This is a genomic window from Aeromonas schubertii (genome assembly GCF_000820105.1).
In the GTDB taxonomy this organism is placed as follows: Bacteria; Pseudomonadota; Gammaproteobacteria; order Enterobacterales; family Aeromonadaceae; genus Aeromonas; species Aeromonas schubertii.
On sequence record NZ_CDDB01000049.1, the window covers coordinates 111,421 to 135,661 of the forward strand.

The 24,241-nt window shown below is 61.8% G+C and carries 20 protein-coding genes; 12 read left to right on the top strand and 8 right to left on the bottom strand.

Annotation, left to right across the window (positions count from 1 at the left end; genetic code table 11):
* Positions 1-2: 2 nt before the first annotated feature.
* Positions 3-1,037, bottom strand: a complete 1,035-nt coding sequence (locus BN1133_RS10120; protein WP_050666411.1) for a UDP-glucose--hexose-1-phosphate uridylyltransferase — start codon at positions 1,035-1,037, stop codon at positions 3-5.
* 2 nt (positions 1,038-1,039) lie between these two features.
* A complete protein-coding gene (gene galE, locus BN1133_RS10125; protein WP_050666412.1) occupies positions 1,040-2,062 on the bottom strand; it encodes a UDP-glucose 4-epimerase GalE in 1,023 nt (340 codons plus the stop codon).
* Between the two features lie 194 nt (positions 2,063-2,256).
* Between galE and BN1133_RS10130 the strand changes: the two genes are divergently transcribed.
* The 5 genes from BN1133_RS10130 (at position 2,257) to mglC (ending at position 10,274) form a co-directional block, all read left to right on the top strand.
* Positions 2,257-3,261 carry a substrate-binding domain-containing protein gene (locus tag BN1133_RS10130; protein WP_050666413.1) on the top strand — a complete coding sequence of 335 codons (1,005 nt, stop codon included), beginning with the start codon at positions 2,257-2,259 and terminating at the stop codon, positions 3,259-3,261.
* Positions 3,262-3,403: 142 nt separating this feature from the next.
* A complete protein-coding gene (locus BN1133_RS10135) occupies positions 3,404-6,451 on the top strand; it encodes a beta-galactosidase (protein WP_050666414.1) in 3,048 nt (1,015 codons plus the stop codon).
* Positions 6,452-6,681: 230 nt separating this feature from the next.
* A complete protein-coding gene (gene mglB, locus BN1133_RS10140; RefSeq protein ID WP_050666415.1) occupies positions 6,682-7,668 on the top strand; it encodes a galactose/glucose ABC transporter substrate-binding protein MglB in 987 nt (328 codons plus the stop codon).
* 65 nt (positions 7,669-7,733) lie between these two features.
* Positions 7,734-9,248, top strand: a complete 1,515-nt coding sequence (mglA, locus tag BN1133_RS10145) for a galactose/methyl galactoside ABC transporter ATP-binding protein MglA (RefSeq protein ID WP_082177979.1) — start codon at positions 7,734-7,736, stop codon at positions 9,246-9,248.
* A gap of 15 nt (positions 9,249-9,263) precedes the next feature.
* Positions 9,264-10,274, top strand: coding sequence for a galactose/methyl galactoside ABC transporter permease MglC (gene mglC / locus BN1133_RS10150; RefSeq protein WP_050666417.1), 1,011 nt, complete (start codon positions 9,264-9,266; stop codon positions 10,272-10,274).
* Between the two features lie 58 nt (positions 10,275-10,332).
* On the opposite strand, the gene tdh is transcribed toward mglC, so the two are convergent.
* The 3 genes from tdh to BN1133_RS10165 form a co-directional block, all read right to left on the bottom strand.
* On the bottom strand, positions 10,333-11,358 hold the full coding sequence (gene tdh / locus BN1133_RS10155; protein ID WP_005353963.1) for an L-threonine 3-dehydrogenase: 1,026 nt from the start codon (positions 11,356-11,358) through the stop codon (positions 10,333-10,335).
* A 52-nt stretch (positions 11,359-11,410) separates the two neighbouring features.
* Positions 11,411-12,601, bottom strand: coding sequence for a glycine C-acetyltransferase (locus BN1133_RS10160; protein ID WP_050666418.1), 1,191 nt, complete (start codon positions 12,599-12,601; stop codon positions 11,411-11,413).
* Between the two features lie 112 nt (positions 12,602-12,713).
* Complete coding sequence (locus BN1133_RS10165) at positions 12,714-13,349, bottom strand: TetR/AcrR family transcriptional regulator (RefSeq protein ID WP_050666419.1); 636 nt, start codon at positions 13,347-13,349, stop codon at positions 12,714-12,716.
* A 135-nt stretch (positions 13,350-13,484) separates the two neighbouring features.
* Between BN1133_RS10165 and rfaD the strand changes: the two genes are divergently transcribed.
* The 6 genes from rfaD (at position 13,485) to BN1133_RS10195 (ending at position 20,428) form a co-directional block, all read left to right on the top strand.
* Positions 13,485-14,438 (top strand): ADP-glyceromanno-heptose 6-epimerase, encoded by a 954-nt coding sequence (gene rfaD, locus BN1133_RS10170; RefSeq protein WP_050666420.1) that lies wholly within the window; start codon positions 13,485-13,487, stop codon positions 14,436-14,438.
* A gap of 108 nt (positions 14,439-14,546) precedes the next feature.
* Positions 14,547-16,310: a bifunctional glycosyltransferase family 4 protein/polysaccharide deacetylase gene (locus BN1133_RS10175; protein WP_050666421.1), complete on the top strand. Its 1,764-nt coding sequence runs from the start codon at positions 14,547-14,549 to the stop codon at positions 16,308-16,310.
* The gene (locus BN1133_RS10180) at positions 16,311-17,525 is read left to right on the top strand and encodes an O-antigen ligase family protein (RefSeq protein ID WP_082177980.1); all 1,215 of its coding nucleotides are present in this window, start codon (positions 16,311-16,313) and stop codon (positions 17,523-17,525) included.
* Positions 17,522-18,187 (top strand): glycosyltransferase family 25 protein, encoded by a 666-nt coding sequence (locus tag BN1133_RS10185; RefSeq protein WP_050666422.1) that lies wholly within the window; start codon positions 17,522-17,524, stop codon positions 18,185-18,187. The genes BN1133_RS10180 and BN1133_RS10185 overlap by 4 nt, the downstream gene beginning before the upstream one ends.
* Before the next feature lie 74 nt (positions 18,188-18,261).
* Positions 18,262-19,290 (top strand): glycosyltransferase family 9 protein, encoded by a 1,029-nt coding sequence (locus tag BN1133_RS10190; protein ID WP_050666423.1) that lies wholly within the window; start codon positions 18,262-18,264, stop codon positions 19,288-19,290.
* A gap of 55 nt (positions 19,291-19,345) precedes the next feature.
* Positions 19,346-20,428, top strand: a complete 1,083-nt coding sequence (locus BN1133_RS10195) for a glycosyltransferase family 9 protein (protein ID WP_050666424.1) — start codon at positions 19,346-19,348, stop codon at positions 20,426-20,428.
* Here BN1133_RS10195 and BN1133_RS10200 read toward each other — a convergent pair.
* Positions 20,394-21,458 carry a glycosyltransferase family 9 protein gene (locus tag BN1133_RS10200; protein WP_050666425.1) on the bottom strand — a complete coding sequence of 355 codons (1,065 nt, stop codon included), beginning with the start codon at positions 21,456-21,458 and terminating at the stop codon, positions 20,394-20,396. The two genes, BN1133_RS10195 and BN1133_RS10200, sit on opposite strands and share 35 nt — an antisense overlap.
* Positions 21,459-21,616: 158 nt before the next feature.
* Between BN1133_RS10200 and tcdA the strand changes: the two genes are divergently transcribed.
* On the top strand, positions 21,617-22,432 hold the full coding sequence (gene tcdA / locus BN1133_RS10205; RefSeq protein ID WP_050666426.1) for a tRNA cyclic N6-threonylcarbamoyladenosine(37) synthase TcdA: 816 nt from the start codon (positions 21,617-21,619) through the stop codon (positions 22,430-22,432).
* A 48-nt stretch (positions 22,433-22,480) separates the two neighbouring features.
* Here tcdA and BN1133_RS10210 read toward each other — a convergent pair whose 3' ends face one another.
* Positions 22,481-22,906 (bottom strand): SufE family protein, encoded by a 426-nt coding sequence (locus tag BN1133_RS10210; RefSeq protein WP_050666427.1) that lies wholly within the window; start codon positions 22,904-22,906, stop codon positions 22,481-22,483.
* Entirely contained in the window at positions 22,906-24,120 is a 1,215-nt protein-coding gene (locus BN1133_RS10215; protein WP_050666428.1) for an aminotransferase class V-fold PLP-dependent enzyme, read from the bottom strand. The genes BN1133_RS10210 and BN1133_RS10215 overlap by 1 nt, the downstream gene beginning before the upstream one ends.
* Positions 24,121-24,241: the final 121 nt, after the last annotated feature.

Sequence of the window (24,241 nt, forward strand, 5' to 3'; positions counted from 1 at the left end):
CCTCAGGCAATCTTGTAGTGAACAGGGCTTAGGGAGCGCAGGCGTTCGGCGGCCTGCTCCGGGGTGAGGTCGCGCTGGGTCTCGGCCAGCATCTCGAAGCCCACCATAAACTTGCGTACCGTGGCCGAGCGCAGCAGGGGCGGGTAGAAGTGAGCGTGCAACTGCCAGGCCTCCCGGTTTTCGCTGCGGGGGGGGGCGAAGTGCCAGCCCATGGAGTAGGGGAAGCTGCACTGGAACAGATTGTCGTAGCGGCCGGTGAGGGACTTGAGGGCGATGGCGAGATCGGCACCTTGCTCGGCCGTCAGATCCAGCATGGAGGGGACGTGAGCCTTGGGCAGCAACAGGGTCTCGAAGGGCCAGGCAGCCCAGAAGGGGACCACGGCCACCCAGTGCTCGCTCTCCACCACGATGCGGGAGCGATCCTCGAGCTCGCGCGCCACATAGTCGACCAGCAGGGGACGACCGTGCTCCGCCAACCAAGCGCTCTGGCGCTCCTCCTCCCGTGCGATTTCGTTGGGCAGGAAGTCGCTGCCCCAGATCTGACCGTGGGGATGGGGGTTGGAGCAGCCCATGACGGCCCCTTTGTTTTCAAATACCTGTACCCACTCCCAGTCGCGGGAGAGCTCCGCCACCTGTTCGATCCAGGTGGCGATCACCCTCTCGATGGCGGTCAGGGAGAGCTCGGGAAGGGTCTTGCCGTGATCCGGCGAGAAGCAGATGACCCGGCTGGTGCCACGTGCTGCCTCCAGATGCAACAGGGGATCCCGGCTGGGAGTGGCGGCCGGGGTATCGTGTATCAGGGCGGCGAAGTCGTTGGTAAAGACGAAGGTGCCCTCGTAGGGGGGATTCACCTCGCCGTTGACGCGGGTGTTACCGGCGCAGAGGAAGCAGTCGGGATCGTGCTGCCGGCTGCTGCCTTCGGCCACCGTCTCCACCTGACCCTGCCAGGGGCGCTTGGCCCTGTGGGGGGAGACCAGCACATATTGGCCGGTGAGGGGGTTGAGGCGGCGGTGGGGGTGATCTACCGGATTGAACATCATCACTCCTGCTCTGTGTCGTAACCGTTGGGGTTGAGGGATTGCCAGCGCCAGCTGTCGGCGCACATGTCTGCCAGACTCCGGATGGCCTGCCAGTCGAGGTGCTCCTTGGCGTGGCCCGGATCGGCCCAGCACTCGGCGATATCGCCCGGGCGGCGCGGGGCGATGCGACAGGGGATCTCCCTGCCGCTGGCAGCGGCGAAGGCCTCGACCATCTGGCGTACGCTATAGCCCTGACCCGTTCCCAGGTTGAAGGTGTGGACTCCGGGGCGCCCATGGCAATGCTCGAGGGCCTTGACGTGTCCTTCGGCGAGATCCATCACGTGAATGTAGTCACGCACCCCGGTGCCGTCCGGCGTCGGGTAGTCGTCGCCGAAGATGCTGAGATATGGCCGGCGTCCTATGGCCACCTGGGCGATATAGGGCATCAGGTTGTTGGGGATCCCCTGGGGATCCTCGCCCATGGTGCCCGACTCGTGAGCCCCCACCGGGTTGAAGTAGCGCAGCTCCACCATGCTCCAGCCGGGCTCGGCTGCCTGCAGATCCTCCATCACCTGCTCGATGATGAGTTTGGAGCGGCCATAGGGGTTGGTGGCGCTGCGGGGGAACTCTTCGCGGATGGGGACGCTGGCAGGATCCCCGTAGACGGTGGCCGATGAACTGAACACCAGGGTGGCGATCCCGCAACGCTGCATGGCCCGCAGCAGCACCAGGGTGCCGGTAAGGTTGTTTTCGTAGTAGTCGAGGGGCAGCTCGGTGGACTCGCCTACCGCCTTGAGGGCGGCGAAGTGGATCACCGCCTCGATCTGCTCCTCGCGCAGGATCTGCTCGAGCCGGGCCCCGTCACGAATGTCGCCACGATAGAAGCGGGGCAGGGCGCCGCCGATGGCGGCGATGCGTTCCAGTACCGCCTCCTTGCTGTTGCACAGATTGTCGAGCAATACGGGCTCGTGGCCGGCAGCCATCAGTGCCAGTGTGGTATGGCTGCCGATATAACCGCAGCCTCCGGTGACCAGAATCTTCATCATGCCTCCCAATCCAATGGTCGAGAGTCTAGAGCCAGAGGCGAAAGGAAACTGTGATGGGGCGCATAGTTGTGTAAACGATTACACTTGTTTGCGGCCGAGGTCTGCGTGACCTGCCGACAATTGCCCATAGGAATCCAGTATTGACGGGATATAATGCGCGCCATGCTTTCTGTGAAAACGAGTGAAAACCCATGAGTACCATCAAGGATGTGGCTCGTCTTGCCAATGTCTCCGTGGCCACCGTCTCCCGGGTCATGAACAACTCCCCCAAGGCCAGTGCCGCTTCCCGGGAGGCGGTTCGCAAGGCCATGAGTGAGCTGGGCTACACCCCCAACGCCAACGCCAGGGCCCTGGTCAACCGTACCTGTGACACCATGGGGGTGGTCGTGGGGGACGTGGCCGACCCCTTCTTCGGTACTCTGGTGCGCGGGGTGAGTACCGTGGCGGTGGAGCAGAAGCTGCACCTCCTGATGGGGAACGGTTTTCACCGGGCCGAGCAGGAGCGCGAGGCCATCGAGTTGCTGATCGGCAAGCGCTGCGAGGCCCTGGTGGTACACAGCAAGGCGCTGTCCGACGAGGCCCTGGTGGAGTATGCCCAGCAGGTGCCCGGCATGGTCTTCATCAACCGGGAGGTGGCCGCCCTGCCCGGGCGCTGCATCGCCCTCAACAACCGTCTCGGTACCACGGTGGCGACCCGTCATCTGCTCGAGCTCGGCCACCGTCATATCGCCTTCCTCTGTTCCGATCACGCCATCGAGGATGCCGCCTTGCGTCATCAGGGATGGCAGGAGGCACTGCGCGAAGGTGGAGTGAGCGCCCACGATGAGTGGGTCGAGTGGGGGGCGCCGAGCGAGGAGGGGGGCGAGCAGGCGATGCTCAATCTGCTCGCCAAGGGGCTGCCCCTGACGGCCGTGGTGGCCTATAACGATGCCATGGCCGCCGGCGCCCTCTCGGTGCTCGCGGATAACGGTCTGCGGGTGCCGGAAGAGGTCTCGGTGGTCGGCTTCGACGATCTGGTCTATGCCCGCTACCTCAGGCCCAAGCTGACCACTCTGCGCTATCCCATCGAGTTGATGGCGGCCCAGGCGGCGCGGCTGGCCCTGCAGCTGGCCGCCGGCGATGCGCCGGCCGAGGGGAGCCGCCTCTATGCGCCGACCCTGGTCAACCGTCAATCGGTGACAGCCGTTCGCAAGTGAGGCTGGTAAAAAATTAACCCCTCTTTATTGACGTTTTACTTCTCAAAACTGGTGTAATCGTTTACACGGCTGTGAGCCGGATCGCTGATCCACTCAGCCTCCTCTCCTACACTCCTCCCATCACGGTGAGAGGAGAGGATGCATGCTCAAGGAGACAGTGGCCCGGCAGGAGTGGCAGACCCAGAGTGTCACTTCCCTTCACCGTCTGGCGGTGCACGTTCCCCTGGCCGGTTGGCCCGATGAGGAGAGCGCCAGGATTCAGGGGTCTTCTCCCCATCTTCTCTCCCTCGATGGCGACTGGGGTTTTGCCTGGTTTTCCTCGCCGCAAGCCGTGCCCGAGGCCTGGCTGGCGTCAGATCTGCCCCGGACCGTGCCGATCCGGGTGCCCGGCTGCTGGCAGCTCGACGCCGCCTACCCGGGGGGGCGACCGGACACCGACGGCCCCATCTATACCAACATCAAGTACCCCTTTCCCTGCGATCCTCCTCGGGTGCCCGAGGAGAATCCGACCGGTTGTTATTCGCGCCTGTTTAGGGTGTCACCCGCCTGGCTCGCAGAGGGGCAGACGCGCATTCTGTTGCACGGGGTGAGCAGTGCCTTCCACCTCTTCTGCAACGGAGCCTGGGTCGGTTACTCCCAGGACAGCCGCTTGCCTGCCGAGTTTGATCTCACCCCCTTTCTCAGGGCCGGGGATAACCGCCTCTGCGTGCTGGTGATGCGCTGGTCCGACGGCAGTTATCTGGAGGATCAGGACATGTGGTGGCTCTCGGGCATCTTTCGCTCGGTGGAGTTGCTGCACAAACCGGCCCGCCATCTGAGCGATTTCAATCTTACCGCGACCCTGGACGAGGGTTATCGGGACGGGTTGCTGACCCTGACGGCGATGACCCGGGGGGCGGTCGGGCTCAGGTTGCGCGCTCGCCTCTATCTGGATGAGGCGTTAATCAGCGAGCGCGTGGTGGCGGTGGGGTCGGCCGTGGTGGATGAGAGGGGAGGCTACGAAGAGCGGGCAACCCTGATGATGCGGGTCGATGCTCCGCTGCAGTGGAGTGCCGAGACCCCTCATCTCTATCGTCTCACCCTGGCCCTGCTCGACGCAGAGAGCGTGATCGAGGCCGAGGGGTGTGACGTGGGATTTCGTCGGGTCGAGATCCGCGATGGCCTGCTGCTCCTGAACGGTGCGCCCCTGCTGATCCGGGGAGCCAATCGCCACGAATTCGATCCCGCCATGGGCTATGCCATCGATCCGGCCAGGATCGAGCAGGATCTGCGACTGCTCAAGCAGAACAACTTCAATGCGGTGCGCTGTGCCCACTATCCCAACCATTCCGAGTTCTATCGTCTCTGTGATCGCCTCGGTCTCTATGTGGTGGATGAGGCGAATATCGAGACCCACGGCATGACTCCCATGGGGCGTCTCGCCGACGATCCCCTCTGGCTGGGGGCCTTCGTGGAGCGGGCCGCGCGCATGGTGGCGCGGGACTTTAACCATCCCTGCATCATCATCTGGTCTCTGGGTAACGAGTCGGGCTATGGGGCAGCCCATGACGCCATGTATCGCTGGATCAAGCGGCGGGATCCCAGCCGCCCGATCCAGTATGAGGGCGGCGGCGCCAACACGGCGGCAACCGACATCCTCTGTCCCATGTATGCCCGCACCGATGAGGATCAGCCCTTCCCGGCCGTGCCCAAGTGGTCTCTCAAGAAGTGGATCGGCCTGCCCGGTGAGTCCCGTCCCCTCATTCTCTGTGAATATGCCCATGCCATGGGGAACAGTCTGGGGGGCTTTGCCCACTACTGGCAGGATTTTCGGGAGTACCCCCGCCTGCAGGGCGGGTTTGTCTGGGACTGGGTGGATCAGGGGCTGGATCGTCACGACGGGGAGGGGCGCCACGATTGGGGGTATGGGGGCGATTTTGGCGATCGGCAAAATGATCGGCAGTTCTGCTGCAACGGGTTGCTCTTTCCCGACCGCACCGCGCACCCGGCCCTGTTCGAGGCGCGGCGAGCCCAGCAGCCTTTTACCTTCCGGCTGCTCTCGAGCAGGCCGCTGCGGGTCGAGGTTACCAGCGACTATCTGTTCCGCACTACCGACAACGAGCGGTTACAGTGGCGAGTCTGTGCCGATGGGGAATCCATCCTGGAAGGTGAGTGCTTGCTTGCCATGGCGCCACAGCAGCGCCTAACCCTGACGCTGGGAGAGTGGGAGGAGGGGGGCACTCTCCACTGGCTGGATCTGGCGGTGAGCCAGATCGCGTCGACCCCCTGGTCGGCAGCCGGCCACGAGGTTGCCCGCCAGCAGTTCCTCCTGCCTGCCCCCCTGGTTTTGCAGCGGCCCGTGGCCGCAGGGCCGCGCCTCGAGGAGAGCGGCTGGATCCGGGGTCGTCGCCACCACTGGCACCTGGATCGGGCCACCGGGTGCATCGACCGCTGGCTGCGGGACGGAGAGGAGCAACTGTTGGCGCCGGTGAGCGATCACTTCTACCGGGCACCGCTGGATAACGACATCGGCACCAGCGAGGCGGATCACGCGGACCCGGGCTCCTGGTTGGCGCGCTGGCAGGCTTGTGGCCTGGGGCAGTGGCGCCACCGCTGTCTCGGCATCGAGGAGCGGGAGGGGGCGCTATGGGTACGGCACGGCTATTTCCACGGGGAGGCGCTGGTCGCCCTGACGCAGTGGCAGCATAGCGTCGACCAGGAGGGAGGCATGGCGCTGGCCATAGAGGTGGAGCTGGCCGACTCGCTTCCCCCACTGCCGCGTGTCGGCCTGCAGTTGCATCTGGCCATGGTGCCCGAGTCGGTGCGGTGGCTGGGGCGTGGTCCCCATGAAAACTATCCGGATCGACGGCTGAGTGCCGATCTTGGATGCTGGGAGTTGTCCCTGGCGGCCCTGCATACCCCCTACATCTTTCCAAGTGACAATGGCCTGCGCTGCGACACTCGCGAGCTGTGGCTCGGGCCCCTCTCGGTCCGGGGCGCCTTCCACTTCAGTGCCAGCCGTTTCAGTCAGCGACAACTGGCACAAGCTCGTCACCAGGGGGAGCTGGTGGAAGAGGCCGGGCTCTTTGTCTGCCTGGACGGGGAGCACATGGGGGTCGGTGGTGACGACTCCTGGAGCCAGAGCGTTCGCCCCGAGTTTCAGCTGAGCGCGCGCCGCTATCGTTGGGGTTGTCGGTTGGGGGACGATTGACAACCTTGCGGTAACATTTCTCCTGTCTCAATGCCGATTCAGCTGAGGCCAAAATCATGGTGGTTATTTATAACTTCATGTTTTTGCAGGGTTAATCTGTCATCGTAACAAATTGTAATCGTTTCCACTTTGCCGTCATGATCACAGAAGAGAAAACAACAAGCCGGTTACATTGACCACCGGCTGCTCGCCACCCTACGACAACAAAGAGATAGAAGATCGGAGCACACATGAAAAAAATGACCGCCATCGCCGCCCTGCTGATGGGCATGACCACCGCCTCTGCCGCCCTGGCCGAGACGACCCTGGGTTTCACCGTCTACAAGTACGACGACAACTTCATGTCCGTGGTGCGCAAGGCCATCGAGAAGGAGGCCGCCGCCTATCCCGACATCAAGCTGCTGATGAATGACTCCCAGAATGACCAGTCCAAGCAAAACGATCAGATCGACGTGCTGATCGCCAAGGGGGTGAAGGCGCTCGCCATCAACCTGGTGGATCCGGCCGCCGCCTCGGTGGTCATCGAGAAGGCCCGTATCGACGAGATCCCGGTGGTCTTCTACAACAAGGAGCCGAGTGCCGCCGATCTGGCCAGCTATGACAAGGCCTATTATGTCGGAACCGACTCCAAGGAGTCTGGCATCATCCAGGGCCAGCTTATCGCCAAACACTGGAAGGCCCACCCGGAGTGGGATCTCAACAAGGACGGCCAGATCCAGTTCGTACTGCTCAAGGGGGAGCCGGGCCACCCGGATGCGGAAGCGCGCACCACCTATGTCATCAAGACCCTGAACGATGGGGGCATCAAGACCGAGCAACTGCATCTGGACACCGGCATGTGGGACACCGCCATGGCCAAGGACAAGATGGATGCCTGGGTCTCTGGCCCCAACGCCAACAAGATTGAAGTGGTCATTGCCAACAACGACGCCATGGCCATGGGGGCCATCGAATCCCTGAAGGCCGCCGGCAAGAGCAGCATCCCGGTGTTTGGTGTGGATGCCCTGCCAGAAGCCCTGGCCCTGGTCGACAGTGGCGCCATGGCCGGTACCGTGCTCAACGACGCCGGCAACCAGGCCAGGGCCACCTTCGATCTGACCAGGAACCTAGCCGAGGGCAAGGCTGCCGGTGAAGGTACCCAGTGGCAGATTGTCGACAAGGTGGTGCGCGTACCCTATGTGGGCGTGGACAAGGAAAACCTGGCCCAGTTCAAGTAATTCCGTCACCGCAGCCGTGGGGAGGATGCCTCCTCCTCACGGCTCACAGCAAGTAGTTGGCTGCTATGACAACAACAGCAAAGCAATCGGAATGGTTGCTCGAGATGGTCGGCATCAGCAAGGAATTCCCTGGTGTCAAAGCCCTCGACGACGTTCATCTGCGGGTTCGACCCCACTCGGTGCATGCCCTGATGGGCGAGAACGGCGCGGGCAAGTCTACCCTGCTCAAGTGCCTGTTCGGTATCTACGAGAAGGACACGGGCACCATCACCTTCCAGGGCCGTGAGGTCAACTTCCGCTCCTCCAAGGAGGCGCTCGACAACGGCATCTCCATGGTGCACCAGGAGCTCAACCAGGTGCTGCAACGCACCGTCATGGACAACGTCTGGCTCGGCCGTTACCCCACCAGGGGATGGTTCGTGGATCACGACAAGATGTACGCCGATACCAAGCGTATCTTCGAGGAGCTGGAGATCGATATCGATCCCCGCGCCAAGGTCGCGACCCTGTCGGTCTCCCAGATGCAGATGATCGAGATCGCCAAGGCGGTTTCTTACGACGCCAAGATCGTCATCATGGACGAGCCCACCTCGTCCCTGACCGAGAAGGAGGTCAATCACCTCTTTCGCATCATCAACAAGCTCAAAGAGAAGGGATGCGGGATCGTCTACATCTCCCACAAGATGGAGGAGATCTTCAAGTTGTGTGACGAGATCACCATACTGCGCGACGGCCAGTGGATCGACACCCAGCCCCTCTCGGGCCTCACCATGGACAAGATCATCGGCATGATGGTCGGTCGTGAGCTGACCCAGCGCTTCCCCGAGAAGACCAACGTCCCCAGGGAGGTGATCCTCCAGGTGCGCGGGCTTACCTCACTGCGTCAACCCTCTATCCAGGATGTCAGCTTTGACCTGCACAAGGGGGAGATCCTCGGGGTCGCCGGCCTGGTGGGCGCCAGGCGTACCGATATCGTCGAGAGCCTGTTCGGCATTCGCGAGCGCAGCGGCGGCACTATCGAGCTGCACGGGCGCGAGCTGCACAACCATAACGCCCACGAGGCGATCCGCAACGGCTTTGCCCTGGTCACCGAGGAGCGCCGCTCCACCGGCATCTACTCCCAGCTCGATATCGCCTTCAACGCCCTGATCGCCAACATGGAGCAGTATCAGGACCGGCTGGGCCTGCTCAGCGACAAGAAGATGAAGAGCGATACCCAGTGGGTGATCGATGCCATGCGGGTCAAGACCCCGAGCCAGAAGACCGCTATCGGTTCGCTGTCGGGGGGGAACCAGCAGAAGGTGATCATCGGCCGCTGGCTGCTGACCCAGCCGGAGATCCTGATGCTCGACGAACCGACCCGCGGCATCGACGTGGGAGCCAAGTTCGAGATCTATCAGCTGATCCTGGAGCTGGCCAGGAAGGACAAGGGGATCATCATCATCTCCTCCGAGATGCCGGAGCTGCTGGGGATTACCGACCGCATCCTGGTCATGAGCAACGGCCGGGTCGCCGGCATCGTCAACACCAAAGAGACCGACCAGGGCGAAATCCTGCGTCTGGCCTCTCTCTATCTGTAACAGGGGAAGATCCGTATGGAGTGGGTCAAGAATTTCAACCTGATGCGCATGCTCAAAGAGGGCGGTATCTACGCCGTGCTGCTCATCCTGCTGGTGGTGATCGTGGTGCAGGAGCCCTCGTTTTTGAGCCTCACCAACCTTAGCAACATCCTCACCCAATCTTCGGTGCGCATCATCATAGCGCTCGGGGTGGCGGGCCTTATCATCACCCAGGGGACCGACCTGTCGGCCGGTCGTCAGGTGGGATTGGCAGCCGTGGTGGCGGCGACCCTGCTGCAGTCGCTGACCAACGTCAACAAGGTGTTTCCTGAGCTCGGCGCCGTGCCGATCCCCGTGGTGATCCTGATCGTCTGTGCCATCGGTGCCCTGATTGGTCTCATCAATGGCCTGGTGGTGGCCTACCTGAACGTGACGCCCTTCATCACCACCCTGGGCACCATGATCATCGTCTACGGGGTCAACTCCCTCTACTACGACTACGTGGGGGCCTCGCCCATCGCCGGCTTCGATCCCCGTTTCTCGAGCTTTGCCCAGGGGTTCATACGGCTGGGCGGTTTCAAGCTCTCCTACATCACCTTCTACGCCATCATCGCCATCGGTCTGGTGTGGGTGCTGTGGAACAAGACCCGCTTTGGCAAGAACATCTATGCCATCGGCGGCAACCCAGAGGCGGCCAGGGTCTCCGGGGTGAATGTCCCCCTCAACCTGGTTGCCATCTACGCCCTGGCGGGGGCCTTCTACGGCTTTGCCGGCATGCTGGAGGCGGGTCGTATCGGCAGCGCCACCAACAATCTGGGCTTTATGTATGAGCTCGATGCCATTGCGGCGTGCGTGGTGGGCGGGGTGTCGTTTGCCGGCGGGGTCGGCACGGTCGCCGGGGTGGTGACCGGGGTGATCATCTTCACCCTCATCAACTACGGCCTCACCTATATCGGCGTCAGCCCGTACTGGCAGTTCATCATCAAGGGGGCCATCATCATTCTGGCGGTGGCACTGGACTCCATGAAATACGCCAAGAAGAAGTGAGTCACCCTAACGGGAAGGGGAGCCAGCGGCTCCCCTTCGTCATGTTGGCGCCGGAGCATCAATCCCAGCTCAGCACCACCTTGCCCGACTGGCCCGAGCCCATGGCGTCGAAGCCCTGCTGGAACTCGTCGATGGGGAAGCGATGGGTGATGATGGGGGTGAGATCCAGCCCGGACTGGATCAGGCTTGCCATCTTGTACCAGGTCTCGAACATCTCGCGGCCGTAGATCCCCTTGATGAACAAGCCCTTGAAGATCACCTTGTTCCAGTCGATGGCCATGGTGGAGGGAGGAATGCCGAGCATGGCGATCTTGCCGCCGTGGTTCATCTTGTCGAGCATCTCCTGGAAGGCGGACGGCACGCCGGACATCTCCAGCCCCACGTCGAAACCCTCGGTCATGCCGAGCTCGTTCATCACATCGGCCAGCTTCTCCTTGGCCACGTTGACGGCGCGGGTGGCTCCCATCTTGCGGGCCAGTTCGAGGCGGTACTCGTTGACGTCGGTGATCACCACGTGGCGGGCGCCGACGTGGCGACAGACGGCGGCGGCCATGATGCCGATGGGGCCGGCGCCTGTGATGAGCACATCCTCACCGACCAGATCGAAGGAGAGGGCGGTGTGCACGGCGTTGCCGAACGGATCGAAGATGGAGGCCAGCTCGTCGGAGATATTATCCGGCAGCTTGAAGGCGTTGAAGGCGGGGATCACCAGGTACTCGGCGAAGCTGCCCTGGCGGTTGACACCCACCCCTATGGTGTTGCGGCACAGGTGGGTGCGCCCGGCGCGGCAGTTGCGGCAGTGACCGCAGGTGATGTGCCCTTCACCAGAGACCCGATCGCCGATGGCGAAGCCGCGCACCTCCTGGCCGATGGCGACCACTTCGCCCACATACTCGTGGCCGACCACCATGGGGACGGGAATGGTCTTCTGGGACCACTCGTCCCAGTTGTAGATGTGCATATCGGTGCCGCAGATGGCGGTCTTGCGGATCTTGATGAGCAGATCGTTGTGGCCGAGCTCCGGCATGGGGACATCGGTCATCCAGATGCCCTTGGCGGGGTGCAGCTTGGAGAGTGCTTTCATGGTTGTTCCTTCACGATGAATGCCAAAAAGGGGGCCCTCGGCCCCCTTGGAATCAGATGATGCCGAGCTCGCGGCCGATGCGAATGAAGGCATCGATGGCGCGGTCCAGCTGCTCGCGGGTGTGGGCCGCCGACATCTGGGTGCGGATACGGGCCTGGCCCTTGGGCACGACCGGGAAGGAGAAGCCCACCACATAGATGCCCTCGGCCAGCATGCGGCTCGCCATCTCGGCGGCCAGCTTGGCATCCCCCAGCATCACCGGGATGATGGCGTGGTCAGCCCCGGCCAGGGTGAAGCCGGCGGCGCTCATGCGTTCGCGGAAATAGCGGCTGTTCTCCTGCAGGTGGGCACGCAGCTCCTGCCCATCGGCCAGCATGTCGATCACCTTGATGGTGGCGGCGACGATGGCCGGTGCCAGGGAGTTGGAGAAGAGGTAGGGGCGGGAGCGCTGGCGCAGCCAGTCGATCACTTCCTTCTTGCCCGAGGTGTAGCCACCGGAGGCACCGCCCATGGCCTTGCCCAGGGTACCGGTGATGATGTCGACCCGATCCATGACGCCACAGTATTCGTGGGTACCTCGGCCGTTTTCGCCGATGAAGCCGACGGCATGGGAGTCATCGACCATCACCAGGGCGTCATACTTGTCGGCCAGATCGCAGATGGCGTTCAGATCGGCGATGACGCCGTCCATGGAGAAGACGCCATCGGTGGCGATCAGCTTGAAGCGGGCGCCGTCAGCGGTGGCCTGCTTGAGCTGTTGCTCGAGGTCGGCCATGTCGTTGTTGCCATAGCGATAGCGCCTGGCCTTGCACAGACGCACGCCGTCAATGATGGAGGCGTGGTTCAGGGCATCGGAGATGATGGCGTCTTCGGCGCCCAGAAGGGTCTCGAACAGACCGCCGTTGGCATCGAAGCAGGAGGAGTAGAGGATGGTGTCCTCGGTGCCGAGGAAGGTGGAGAGTTTCTGCTCCAGCACCTTGTGCTGATCCTGGGTGCCGCAGATGAAGCGTACCGAGGCCATGCCAAAGCCGTGGCTGTCGAGGCCCTCCTTGGCGGCGGTGATCAACTCGGGATGGTTGGCCAGGCCCAGATAGTTGTTGGCGCAGAAGTTGAGCACTTCCTGCCCGCCGACCATGATGCCTGCCTGCTGGGCGGAGGTGATGAGGCGCTCCTGCTTGTAGAGGCCGTCAGCCTTGACCTGCTCCAGCTCGGCGCTCAGGTGGCGATAAAATGCGTTGGACATGAGTGATTCCTCGTGGTCGTGGGGGGCTTGCCCAAAGTGGCAACATATTACTCTGTCTCTCCGGCCACGGGATTCAACTCTTTTTATCTCATTTAAACAATTGTGAAACAGATCACCCGGCCAACTCCCGGTAGTGCTGCTCCAGACCGGCGATCTGCGGCCTGACCTCGTCTCGCAGGTAGGGGCGCAAGATGAAGAGCACCTTGAGCACCCCCTTGTAGAGCAGGGGCTTGGTGATGCGGGTGCCAGGGGCCTGGGCTATCTGATAGGCGATCCAGAAGGTCACCACCATCTTGATGGTCTGGCCGAGATCCGGCATGTCCTCTTCGCTCACCAGCAGCAGGCCGCCATCGCGCAGGCTGCGCAGCAGGCCGAGGACCGAGCTGGCCAGCTGCTCCTGGGCCCTGAGGTACTTCTGTTGCAGCAGCTCGTCGCGGCTCAGGATGTCGGGCAGATTGGCGTAGAAGAAGCGAAATTGCCACATCAGGTAAAAGATGGCGTCGAGATAGCCCATCAGATGCTCGATGCGGATCTCCCTCTCCTGCACCGGGGCGAAACTCTCTGCCAGATGGCGGGTGTAGTGGTCGAAGATGCTGTGGATGATGTCTTCCTTGTTGCGGAAGTGGTAGTAGAGATTGCCGGGGCTGATCCCCAGATGGGCCGCGATGTGGTTGGTGGTGACGTTACGCTCACCCTGCTCGTTGAACAGCTCGGTGGCACCATGGATGATCCTGTCTCTGGTCTTCATCGTCTCTCTCCCCTGCTCAGGATTCGTCTATGGCTTCTGGGCATGATAAACTTTTCGGCAATTTTCAAATCGCCCACTATACACAGCTTCACAACTGTGTCACACGGTGGGCCTTCGCACTAGAGGGTAAGCCCCATGATCGTAGTCACTGGCGGTGCCGGCTTTATCGGCAGCAACCTGGTCAAGCAGCTCAATGCCCAAGGGCGCACCGATGTGGTGGTGATCGATGATCTCACCGACGGTACCAAGTTCGTCAACATCAGCGATCTCACCATCGCCGACTATATGGACAAGGACGAGTTTCAGGCCCGCATCGTCTCCGGCGACGAGTTCGAGGAGTGGGACGGTATCGAGGTGATCTTCCACGAAGGCGCCTGCTCGGCCACCACAGAGTGGAACGGCAAGTTCATCATGGAGGTCAACTACGAGTACTCCAAGGATCTGTTCCACTACTGTATCGAACGTGAGATCCCCTTCATCTATGCTTCCTCTGCCGCTACCTATGGTGGTCGCAACGACAACTTTATCGAGGATCCCAAGTTCGAGCAGCCCCTCAACGTCTATGGCTACTCCAAGCAGCTGTTCGATCAGTATGTGCGCCGCTGGATGCCCCAGATCAACTCCCAGGTGGTAGGGCTCAAGTATTTCAACGTCTATGGCCCGCGTGAGCAGCACAAGGGCTCCATGGCCTCGGTGGCGTTCCACCTCAATACCCAGGTGAAGCAGGGGCAGAATCCCAAGTTGTTCGAAGGATGTGACGGTTTCCCGAACGGTGGCCAGATGCGTGATTTCATCTATATCGATGACGTCTGCAAGGTGAACCTCTGGTTCTGGCAGAACCCGCAGCACTCCGGCATCTTCAACTGCGGTACCGGCCGTGCCGAGCCGTTCCAGAACGTGGCCGAGGCGGTGATCAAGTACCACGGCCAGGGCGAGGTGGAGTACATCCCCTTCCCGGACCACCTCAAGGGACGCTACCAAAGTTTCACCCAGGCGGATCTCACCCGCTTGCGTGGCGTGGGCTATGACGGCGAGTTCAAGACCGTTGCCGAAGGGGTGGCGGACTACATGGCCTGGCTCAACCGCTGAGTCAGTCGCCAGATGAGATGAAGTGAGCCGGAAGCGGGGAGACCTGCTTCCGGTTTCTGCGCTCTGTTGTGGTGCCTTCTTTGTCTATTTCTACCGGATAAGTGCGCGATGAATATATTGATGGCTCTCTCCCAGCTCGAGGTGACGGGCGCCGAGGTCTATGCCACCACTGTGGGTAACGAGCTGACCCGGCGTGGTCACAACGTCTTCTATGTCTCGGATACCCTGACCAAACCGACCCTGGGCCCCGTCTTCAAGCTGAGATTCAACAAGCGCAGCATTCTGCGCCGCTTCTGGCACGTTTTCTACCTCATCTATCTCATCAAGAAGCACAAGATCCAGCTGGTTCATGCTCACTCCCGCGCCTCAGGCTGGAGCAGTTTCGTCGCCTGCAAACTGACCGGGACACCCATGATCACCACAGTCCATGGTCGCCAGCCGGTACATGCGTCGCGCAAGGCGTTCCATGCGCTGGGCTATCGGGCCGTGGCTGTGTGTGAAGATATCGCGCAGCAGATCATCGACAACCTGGGGGTCGACCCCGCCATGGTGCAGGTGATCCGTAATGGCATAGAGACAGACCGCTTCATCCCGTGCCCGGCGGCCGATAATCCCAGACCTGTGGTGGCCATTGTCGGCCGACTGACGGGCCCCAAGGGCGATCTCTGTTATCGTCTGCTCGACGAGGTGCTCGATCTGGAGGCGTGCGACGTGCGCGTGGTGACAGGCTCCCGGGTGAGTGAACGTTTCCAGCGTTTTATCGGTCGCGCTCAGTTTGTTGGCTATGTGGAGGATGTGCCGGGTCTGTTGGCGGCATGTGATCTGGTGATCGGTGCCGGTCGTGTTGCGATGGAGTCCCTACTCTGCGGTCGGCCGACTCTGGCCATCGGCGAGGCCAGATCCATCGGCCTGGTGACCGAGGATAATCTGGATCAGGCACTGGCCAGTAACTTCGGCGATATTGGCCCGAAGGATCTCGACATCGACTTCGTTGCCCTCAAAGAAGATGTGACCCTGGCCCTTTCGAGCCGAGCGGTGAGCGAGACACTGCGTGCCCGGGTGCTGGCCGAGTATGAGCTGGGTGGTGTGGTCGATCGGCTGGAGAGTGTCTATCAGGATGCCGTGGTAGAGACATTACGCCGGGAGATGCCGGTTATCATGTATCACCGCTTTATCGATCACGAGAGCGAGAAAGGGGTGCACGGCACCTGGATTCCTGCCGCCATGTTTGAGAAGCATCTGAAGCTTTTGAAACGACTCGGGTACGAGACCCTCACCTTTCGCGATCTGGCCGAAAAGGGATTTATCCACCGGCTGGAGTACGGCAAGAAGTACCTGATGATCACTGTGGATGATGGCTATCTGGATAACCTCACCCGTATGTTGCCCCTGCTGGAAAAATATGGTTACAAAGCCGTGGTGTATGTGGTGACCGGAGAAGACCATAATCGTTGGGATGTGGAACATCCGACCAACCCTGACACCCGAGTCCCCCTGATGAACAGCGAGCAGCTCAAGGCGCTGGTGGCGAGCGGTCATGTGGAGATTGGCGGGCATACCCTGACCCATCCTCGCTTGAGTCAGCTTTCGTCAGACCAGCAGGCCCATGAGATTGGGGAGAACAAGCGTCAGCTGGAGGCTCTGCTGGGTCATCCGCTGCTGTCGTTTGCCTACCCTTACGGCGATCTGAACGAGGGTGCAAAAGCCCAGGCTATCGCTGCCGGCTACCGCTATGCTGTCGCCACCAACAGCGGTCCCAAGGTCATGCATCGGGACCCTTACCAGATCCGCCGGATCGCCATCTTCCCCCGTACCGACGTGTTTGGGTTGTGGCGCAAGATCCGGGGTAACTATGTCTTCAGGAAATCGTGATTGATGCTCAGCAGAAGCCTCGTTTTGCTCGATAAGGTGACGACAGCCCTGTTCGGACTGACCATCATCTTTGCCTTTTGCGGCCTGTTTCTGGTGCCAGCCGGCCAGAGCATGCAGTCCAACCTGCTGGCGGTGACCGGGATCTTCGGTCTGTTGAACTACTCTGTCGGCAAGCAGCAGGATGTTGGGCTCAGGGATCGACGGATTCTCTGGGGCCTGCTGGTGTACGCCGTCATGATCTTCGTGAACAGGTTGATCCATGGCGATCAGTACGGGGTGATGCGAGGGCTGTTTTATGTCGCTGTCTTCGCGCTGATGATGCCGCGCAAACCCGTGCTGCTGATGCTGGGGTACCTGGCCATCGTGCTGGGTGGGATGGGATTGGGCATCCTCAGCATCTGGCAGTACCAGCACGGCATAGTCCGGGTAGAGGGGTTTACCAACGCGATCCTCTTCTCGCAGGCAGCGTTGACACTGGCCATCCTCAACTGGTTTGTCTTCCAGCAAAGGCGATTGCATGGGTGGTTGAGGGGGGGGGCTCTGGTTGGTCTGCTCGCGGCCCTGCTTGCGCTATATCTCTCCCAGAGCCGGGGGGTCTGGCTCGCCTTCGGGGTCATTCTCGCCTATGTCATCAGCTACAAGGCCTACTTCAAGCCCTGGAAATACATTGTCGTCGCCGTGCTCTGCATGGTCACGACGGGCGCCATCTATCAGACTAACCAGTTGGTACAGATCCGGGTTGCCGAAGCTGTGTCGGATCTTCAATCGGCAGAAAAAGGTTCTTATGAGTCATCTTGGGGCCTGCGGATGATTGCCTGGCAGAGTGCCTGGCTGGGATTTTTAGATTCACCTGTGGCAGGGGTGGGCACGGATGGCTTCAATGCACTGAAACAGACCCAAATCGATAATCATCAGATATCTCCTCTGATTTTTCATCCTGCGCTGGTCCATTCACATAATCAATATATGCAGAACCTGGTTGTTCGCGGCAGCATAGGATTTATTGCACTGGTGATCTTTCTGGGTCTGCCGCTCTATCTTGCTGCGAACAATCTAAACAGGATTTCTGCTGGTGTGTTGGTTCCCCTCGCATTTGCAATTAATTCGCTAAGTGATGTGCCGTTTGAGCATCAAGGTGTGCTCTATCTGTACACACTCAGCCTGGTTTTCATCTGGTTTGCCCATGAGTTGAAAGAGGATACCCGTACGTCATGATTCCAGTTTTTGTCATCAGTCTGGCTCGCAGCGTTGAGCGACGGGCGATGGTTGTCCAGCAGATGGCGCATTTGGGCATAGATTTCGAGTTTGTAGATGCAACAGACGGGAAGGCGTTGAGCAGTGCCGAACTGGCCAAGGTGGATTTTGAACTGGCCAAGGAGGTGTGCGGCCATGCGCTGAGCTTTGGTGAGATAGGTTGTGCCATGAGCCATATCCGGCTTTATGAGCGCATCGTCGCCGAGGGCATTGAGCGCTGCGTGGTGCTGGAGGATGACATCTACCTGCATATGCACAGCAAGGCCATCATCGAGGCCATAGTGCACTCCTGCAAATCGGAAATCGTCTTCCTGCACCATGGCAAAGCCAAACGCTGGCCGTTCCTGTCATCCCTGCCGGGTGGTTATCGACTCGCCAGATACCTGACCCCCAGCCGCACCTCCAAACGAGGTGTGCTCTCTACCGCAGGGTATGTATTGAGCCTGAGCGGGGCCAAGAAGCTGTTGCAGTGCGCCTATCCACTGCGGATGCCTTCCGACTATCTGACCGGTCGGTTGCAACTCAACGGCCTGACCGCATCCGGGGTGGAACCCAGCTGTCTGGATGTGGATCTGTTCACCACCACCATAGATGACAGGGCCTACGGCCACTATCTGAAATAGGGCGGAGCGTGCCGACGGCGGGTCGGCACCCTGCGGGCCTTGCCAAAGCTGCGGCCACACATGCTGGATGACCCATGAACCTCAAAAAGTTGCTTACCCATTCCATTGCCAGATGGCTGATTGGCAGAGAGCCTGACGCCGCCCCATGCCCTGCCGGGACGCAGGTGACGAGGGTGCTGGTGGTCGGTTATGACGCCATCGGTGATTTCATTCTCACCCTGCCCGCCATTGCCCGGCTCAGGGAGATGTACCCCGCCGCGCGCCTAGAGCTGGTGTGCAGCTGGCGCAACCAGCTGCTGGCGGAGTCGGTCGTCGGGATCGACGAATGTCACGTGATCACCCTCAACGACACCCTGTTGCCGGTGAGCATGTGGTGCAAGCTACGTGAACTCAGGCAGCGGCGATATGACCTGGTGATCAATCTGTTTGACGAGCCTGATGATATCGCCATGGCCAAGTTGCTGTTGCTGGCCAACGGGCGCTTGCAGTCGTTGCCCCTGCGCTTCAAGAGCGAAGGGCAGCAGAAGTTGCTGCCGCTGTTCAACAAGAAGGCCACCATAGTGTCGTCGCGTCCCAGCCGGGATCACTTCGTCTATCGCATGCTCAGCGTGACCGGTGAGCAGACCGGGGTGCCGGTCATCATACCGTCCCCCTGCAATGAGCAGCTGGATACCAGTGCGTATGGCCGTTATCTGCTGGTCAACCTGACGGGTAGCCAGGTCGGCAACTCGATGACGGAGGCGCAGATCAACGGGATTCTGGCGCAGTTGCCTGCCTATGAGGGGCTCTCCTACCTGGTCTTCTCCAGGCAGCCAGTGGCCTGTTCGCGGCAAGACATGAGAGCTCTGTTTCCCGACACAATTCTCGATGCCGCCAAGATTATCAAGGATGCGCGAGGGGTCATCTCGACCGATACCTCCATCATCCATATCTCCTCTTCCTTCGGGGTACCCACCCTGGTGTTGATGAACAATGAGCGCTGGCGCGATGCCTTCATCCCGCTGGCGGGCCGCAACATAGTGCTGAGGTCGACCACGGATCAGCTGGCGGCCCTGTCGCCGGCCGAGATCAGCCGTCAGGTCGATGCCCTGATGGCGCTCTAGCCGCATCAGGCTGGTATCATCGTTCTCCCAATTCAACGGCTCTTCTGGTGGGTTCATGTCATTAATCAACGATCTGCAACTCCAGCGTGACATTCTTCGCCGCAAGCTGGGGCAGCTGCTGTTCGATCGCAAGCGGCCGGCTCCGCTGCACGAGCGCAAGGGGAAGATAGTGTTGCTGCGCTGGGATGCCAAACTGGGCGATGCCATCGTCTCGTCCTGGGTGGCCCGTGAGATCAAGCGCGCCAGCCCGGAGCGGGAGGTGTGGATCGTCACGACTGCGGCCATGGCGCCTCTGTTTCGCGATCATTTCGGCATGGACAAGGTGATAGAGGTGCCCAAACGGCCGGGCTATGGCCAGCTCAAGCGGCTGGCCCATTCGCTGGGGGAGGTGGAGTGCCTGGTACATTTTGGCAAAATGCTGAAAATGAAGGATATCTTCTTCATCAGTCAGGTCAGGGCGGATTGGGTCGCCGGCATGGACGATGCCCTGCAGGCGGTCAACCTCAAGCTGGGCAAGGCCTCTAGCGGCATGCACTTCTCCGACAAGTTTGCCCTGCTGCTGCAGCGGCTCGGCGTGAGCAATCCGGATCAGCAGTACATAGTCCCGACCATGAGCCCGCCCGATGCGCTGGCCAGCTGGTGGCCGGCCGAGCCGGTCCTCTGTTTCAACCCGTACGGCAGTGGCAGCTCCCGCCGCCTGCGGCCCGAGCTTATCAGCCAGATGATTGAGCAGATGCTGGCGGCTGGCTCTTGCGCCATCTGCCTGCTCTATCCGCCGGGCATGGAAGAGGAGGTGGCCGGGATCCGGGCCGGCTTGAGCCGACCGGAGCGCTTGCTGCTGTCACCGGATGCGCCCTCGCTGGCCGGGCTGTTTGCCCAGTTGCGCCAGTGTCAGGGGCTGATCTCGGTGGACACGGCGACGGTGCACATCGCCGCCGGGCTGCACAAGCCCATTCTTGGCCTCTACAACCCGGACATAGGGGGTGGCAACGAGAACTTCCTCGAGTGGCACCCCAACTCCCCGTCAGCCACAGTGCTGTTCTCGACCAATACCCGGGAGCAGGATATCAACTCCCTCGATCTGGTCGAGTTCGAGCAGGCTTTCAGGCGGTGGGTGCCTGCCAGTCGGGTAGGGTGAGCAGGCGAGCCTTCACCAGCTCGGGCGTAATGGCGCGAAACAGAGCCTCGTCGAAGAAGTCCTTCTCCTGGGTCGGCAACTGGTAGTCTGCTCCCTTGGCATCGAACACATCGATGGCCTGAAAGCGGGGGTGGTTGACCGGGTTGGCGATGATCTTGTCCCCCCCTGGTGCCACTATGGTGAGCAGCGGCAGGTTGAGGGCCTGCGCCATATGGCGTGGGCCGGTGTCATTGCCGACAAACAGGCGGCAGTGAGCAAACAGCCCCACCAGCTCCCGTACCGATCGGGTCTGAACATGGTCAAACACGCTGGCCTGCAACGCCTCTGGCAGCAGCGGCTTCAGCCCCCGGTTGTACTCCTCTTCCCCCGGTCCGCAATAGACCAGGATCTGGGCATTGTGCTCCTCGATCAGCCACTGGGCGACCCTGGCGAAGCAGTCGATGGGCCAGCGCTTGTAGTGCCCGAGCGAGTTGACGCCCATGGCGATCAGCGGGCGGCTCGGGTCGACGCCGGCGGCCAGCAGGGCATCCCTTCCTTGTTGTTTTTCTTCTTCACTCAGCCAGAGGTAGTAGTTGCGATCCTCGCGGGCCAGCTTGAGCGGCTTGAGCAGCGAGAAGCGGTCGTCCACCAGGGTACTGTTGCCCTGAAACTCAGTGTCCTTGCGAAAACGGACGATACGGTTGTGGCCGAGCCGCCAGGGGAAGGAGTCAAACCCGATGCGAACGGGGGCACCGGAGAAGAGGCAGGTGAGCAGGCCGATCATCTGGCCCTGGCTGTTGACCACCACGTCATAGTGCTCGCGGCGAATGGCCAGCAGCAGACCCTTCATATAGCGCCACTCGTTGCGGCGCGCCTTCTCTATGATGATGAGTCGGTCGATATGCGGATTGCCCTCGGCCATGCCGGCGCAGTAGTCCATGACCAGGTAGTGAACCTCGCCGCTTGGGTCATTCTGCTTGAGGTTGTTACACAAGGCGGTGGAGACCAGCACGTCGCCGATCTGCTTGGTCTGGACTACCAGGTACTTCATGGTGTTGGGGGCTTCCGTGTTCGCTAAATAACAGGTCAGACAGCATAACCGAATCCGGGTTCCCTCGCTGCACACGAACCGCAAATCTCGACCTCTTTCACTCTTTTGACCCGCCGGCGGATGAGTATAATGGGCGCCCCCAATCCAAGGTGGTGAAAATGAACGCAGAGTATCAGCAACGCTTCGGCGGGATCGCCCGTCTCTACGGCCAGCCGGCCCTGGCCTCCTTCGCCCGTGCTCACGTCTGCGTGGTCGGCATTGGCGGGGTGGGCTCCTGGGCGGCCGAGGCACTGGCGCGTTCCGGCATCGGTCAGATCACCCTGATCGACATGGATGACATCTGCATCACCAACAGCAATCGCCAGATCCACGCCCTGCAGGGGAACGTGGGCCGCCTCAAGACCGAGGCCATGGCCGAGCGCATCCGCCTCATCAACCCGGATTGTCAGGTGACCGAGGTGGATGACTTCGTCACCGCCGACAACCTGGCCGAGCATATCCACATCGGGTTTGATTACGTCATCGACGCCATCGACTCGGTCAAGGCCAAGGTGGCGCTGATCGCGTTCTGCAAGCGGCGCAAGATCCCTATCATCGTCGCCGGGGGGGCCGGTGGTCAGATGGACCCGACCCAGGTGCAGGTGGCGGATTTGGCCAAGACCATCCAGGATCCCCTGGCCGCCAAGGTGCGCAGCGACCTGCGCCGGCTGCACCACTTCAGCAAGAACTCGGCGCGCAAGTTCGGGGTGGAGTGTGTCTTCTCTACCGAGCAGCTCAGCTACCCGGACGGCAGTGGCGGCGTCTGTCACGCCAAGGCGGCGAGCGACGGCACCATGAAGATGGATTGCGCCTCCGGCTTTGGTGCCGTGACACCGGTGACCGCCACCTTTGGCTTCGTGGCCGTCTCCCGGGTGCTCAAGAAGATCGCCGAGCGCGGCGCTCGCGCCGACCAACCAGCTCCCGCTGCTGAATAACCACGAGGACAGATACAGAGAGGGCAGCCGATGGCTGCCCTCTCTGTATTAGCCGATCCGCTCGCGGATGGCCTGAACGATGGCGCGCAGCCCGTTGCCGCGCGAGGGGGAGAGGTGTTTCTCCAGCCCCAACTCGGCGAGGTAGGCCTCCATGTCGAAGGCGCAGATCGCCGCGCCGCTCTGGTGGTTGAGGGCCGCCAGTACGATGACGATGAGGCCGCGCACGATGCGTGCGTCCGAGTCGCAGGCGAAGTGCCAGCGGCCGTCTTGCTCCTCGGCCAGCAGCCAGGCCAGGCTCTCGCAGCCGTGCAGGCGATGCTCCTCGGTCTGCCACTCGGCCGGCAGGGCGGGCAGCTGCTTGCCGAGCTGGATGATAAGGCGGTACTGGTTCTCCCAGCCTTGGGCTGCGGCAAAGGCGGCGCGGATGGCATCGGCGTCCGGCGTCTCGCCGATGGGGGTATAGGTCGCGAGCATCAGAAGAACTCCTCCAGCTTGTGGATGGCGCGGATCAGGGCGTCGACCTCTTCCCGGGTCGAGTAGCAGGCGAGCGATGCCCGCAGGGTGCCGCCGATCCCCAGGCTCTCCATCAGCGGCATGGCGCAGTGGTGGCCGACGCGCACCGCCACCCCCTGCAGGTCGAGCAGGGTGCCGGCGTCCTGGGGATGGACCTCATCGAGCAGGAAGGAGACGGCCCCGATCCGCTCCTTTGGCTCCCCCACCAGGCGCACGCCGGGGGTAGTCCGCAGCCGCTCGGCCAGGTAGGTGGTCAGCTCGTACTCGTGGGCGAGCAGAGCGTCCCTCTCCTGCTCTTGCAGGAAGTCGATGGCCGCTGCCAGACTGACGGCGCCGGCGATGTGCGGGGTGCCCGCCTCGAACTTGAACGGCGGCCGGTTGAAGCGGGTGCCGGCGAAGCTCACCCGCTCGATCATCTCGCCGCCCCCCTGCCAGGGGGGCATCTTCTCGAGCAGCTCGCGGCGCCCCCACAGGGCGCCGATACCGGTGGGGGCATACATCTTGTGGCCCGAGAAGGCGTAAAAATCACAGCCGAGCCGCTGCACGTCCACCGGCAGGTGGGCGACTGCCTGGGCCCCGTCGATCAACACCAGGGCGCCGGCAGCCTTGGCCAACCGTGCCATCTCTGCCACCGGGTTGATGGTGCCGAGGGCGTTGGAGACCTGGCCGACGGCAACCAGCCGGGTGCGCGGGCCGAGCAGGGCCCGGTAGGCATCGAGGTCGATGTCGGCGTGGGGGTCGAGGGGGATGGGGACGACCCGGGCGCCGCTGCGCTGCGCCGCCAGCTGCCAGGGGACGATATTGGCGTGGTGCTCGAGGGTGCTGACCAGGATCTCGTCGCCGGGCTTAAGGCTCTGCCCCCAGCTTTGGGCCACCAGGTTGATCGCCTCTGTGGTGCCGCGGGTCCAGATCACCTCGCGGCTGTCGGGGGCGTTGATAAAGCGGGCCACCGTCTCGCGGGCCGCCTCGAAGGCCGCCGTCGCCCGGGTGCTGAGGGCGTGAGAGGCCCGGTGTACGTTGGCGTTGTCGTTCTGGTAAAACGCGCGCATGGCCTCCAGCACTGCCTCGGGCTTCTGGGTGGTGGCGGCGTTGTCCAGATAGACCAGGGGGTGGCCGTTGACCGACTGGTGCAGGGCCGGGAACTGGCGACGAAGCGTGGAAACGCAGAGACTCATGGCATGCTCGCAGGGACGAAAGGGGGCAACATGATCCTGAAAATAGCCGCAAAGCACAAGTTTGCAGCGGGAAAGCGCCCCTGCCTTTCTGCTACAATCTTGCCCCTCCTTGTGCAACGGA

Coding starts and splice junctions, on each gene's coding strand:
- BN1133_RS10195 (WP_050666424.1), top strand. CDS start 19,346: ATGTCATTAATCAACGATCTGCAACTCCAGCGTGACATTCTTCGCCGC.
- rfaD (WP_050666420.1), top strand. CDS start 13,485: ATGATCGTAGTCACTGGCGGTGCCGGCTTTATCGGCAGCAACCTGGTC.
- BN1133_RS10135 (WP_050666414.1), top strand. CDS start 3,404: ATGCTCAAGGAGACAGTGGCCCGGCAGGAGTGGCAGACCCAGAGTGTC.
- mglC (WP_050666417.1), top strand. CDS start 9,264: ATGGAGTGGGTCAAGAATTTCAACCTGATGCGCATGCTCAAAGAGGGC.
- BN1133_RS10165 (WP_050666419.1), bottom strand. CDS start 13,349: ATGAAGACCAGAGACAGGATCATCCATGGTGCCACCGAGCTGTTCAAC.
- BN1133_RS10175 (WP_050666421.1), top strand. CDS start 14,547: ATGAATATATTGATGGCTCTCTCCCAGCTCGAGGTGACGGGCGCCGAG.
- BN1133_RS10120 (WP_050666411.1), bottom strand. CDS start 1,037: ATGTTCAATCCGGTAGATCACCCCCACCGCCGCCTCAACCCCCTCACC.
- tdh (WP_005353963.1), bottom strand. CDS start 11,358: ATGAAAGCACTCTCCAAGCTGCACCCCGCCAAGGGCATCTGGATGACC.
- mglB (WP_050666415.1), top strand. CDS start 6,682: ATGAAAAAAATGACCGCCATCGCCGCCCTGCTGATGGGCATGACCACC.
- BN1133_RS10210 (WP_050666427.1), bottom strand. CDS start 22,906: ATGCTCGCGACCTATACCCCCATCGGCGAGACGCCGGACGCCGATGCC.
- BN1133_RS10185 (WP_050666422.1), top strand. CDS start 17,522: ATGATTCCAGTTTTTGTCATCAGTCTGGCTCGCAGCGTTGAGCGACGG.
- BN1133_RS10215 (WP_050666428.1), bottom strand. CDS start 24,120: ATGAGTCTCTGCGTTTCCACGCTTCGTCGCCAGTTCCCGGCCCTGCAC.
- BN1133_RS10200 (WP_050666425.1), bottom strand. CDS start 21,458: ATGAAGTACCTGGTAGTCCAGACCAAGCAGATCGGCGACGTGCTGGTC.
- galE (WP_050666412.1), bottom strand. CDS start 2,062: ATGAAGATTCTGGTCACCGGAGGCTGCGGTTATATCGGCAGCCATACC.
- BN1133_RS10160 (WP_050666418.1), bottom strand. CDS start 12,601: ATGTCCAACGCATTTTATCGCCACCTGAGCGCCGAGCTGGAGCAGGTC.
- BN1133_RS10190 (WP_050666423.1), top strand. CDS start 18,262: ATGAACCTCAAAAAGTTGCTTACCCATTCCATTGCCAGATGGCTGATT.
- mglA (WP_082177979.1), top strand. CDS start 7,734: ATGACAACAACAGCAAAGCAATCGGAATGGTTGCTCGAGATGGTCGGC.
- tcdA (WP_050666426.1), top strand. CDS start 21,617: ATGAACGCAGAGTATCAGCAACGCTTCGGCGGGATCGCCCGTCTCTAC.
- BN1133_RS10130 (WP_050666413.1), top strand. CDS start 2,257: ATGAGTACCATCAAGGATGTGGCTCGTCTTGCCAATGTCTCCGTGGCC.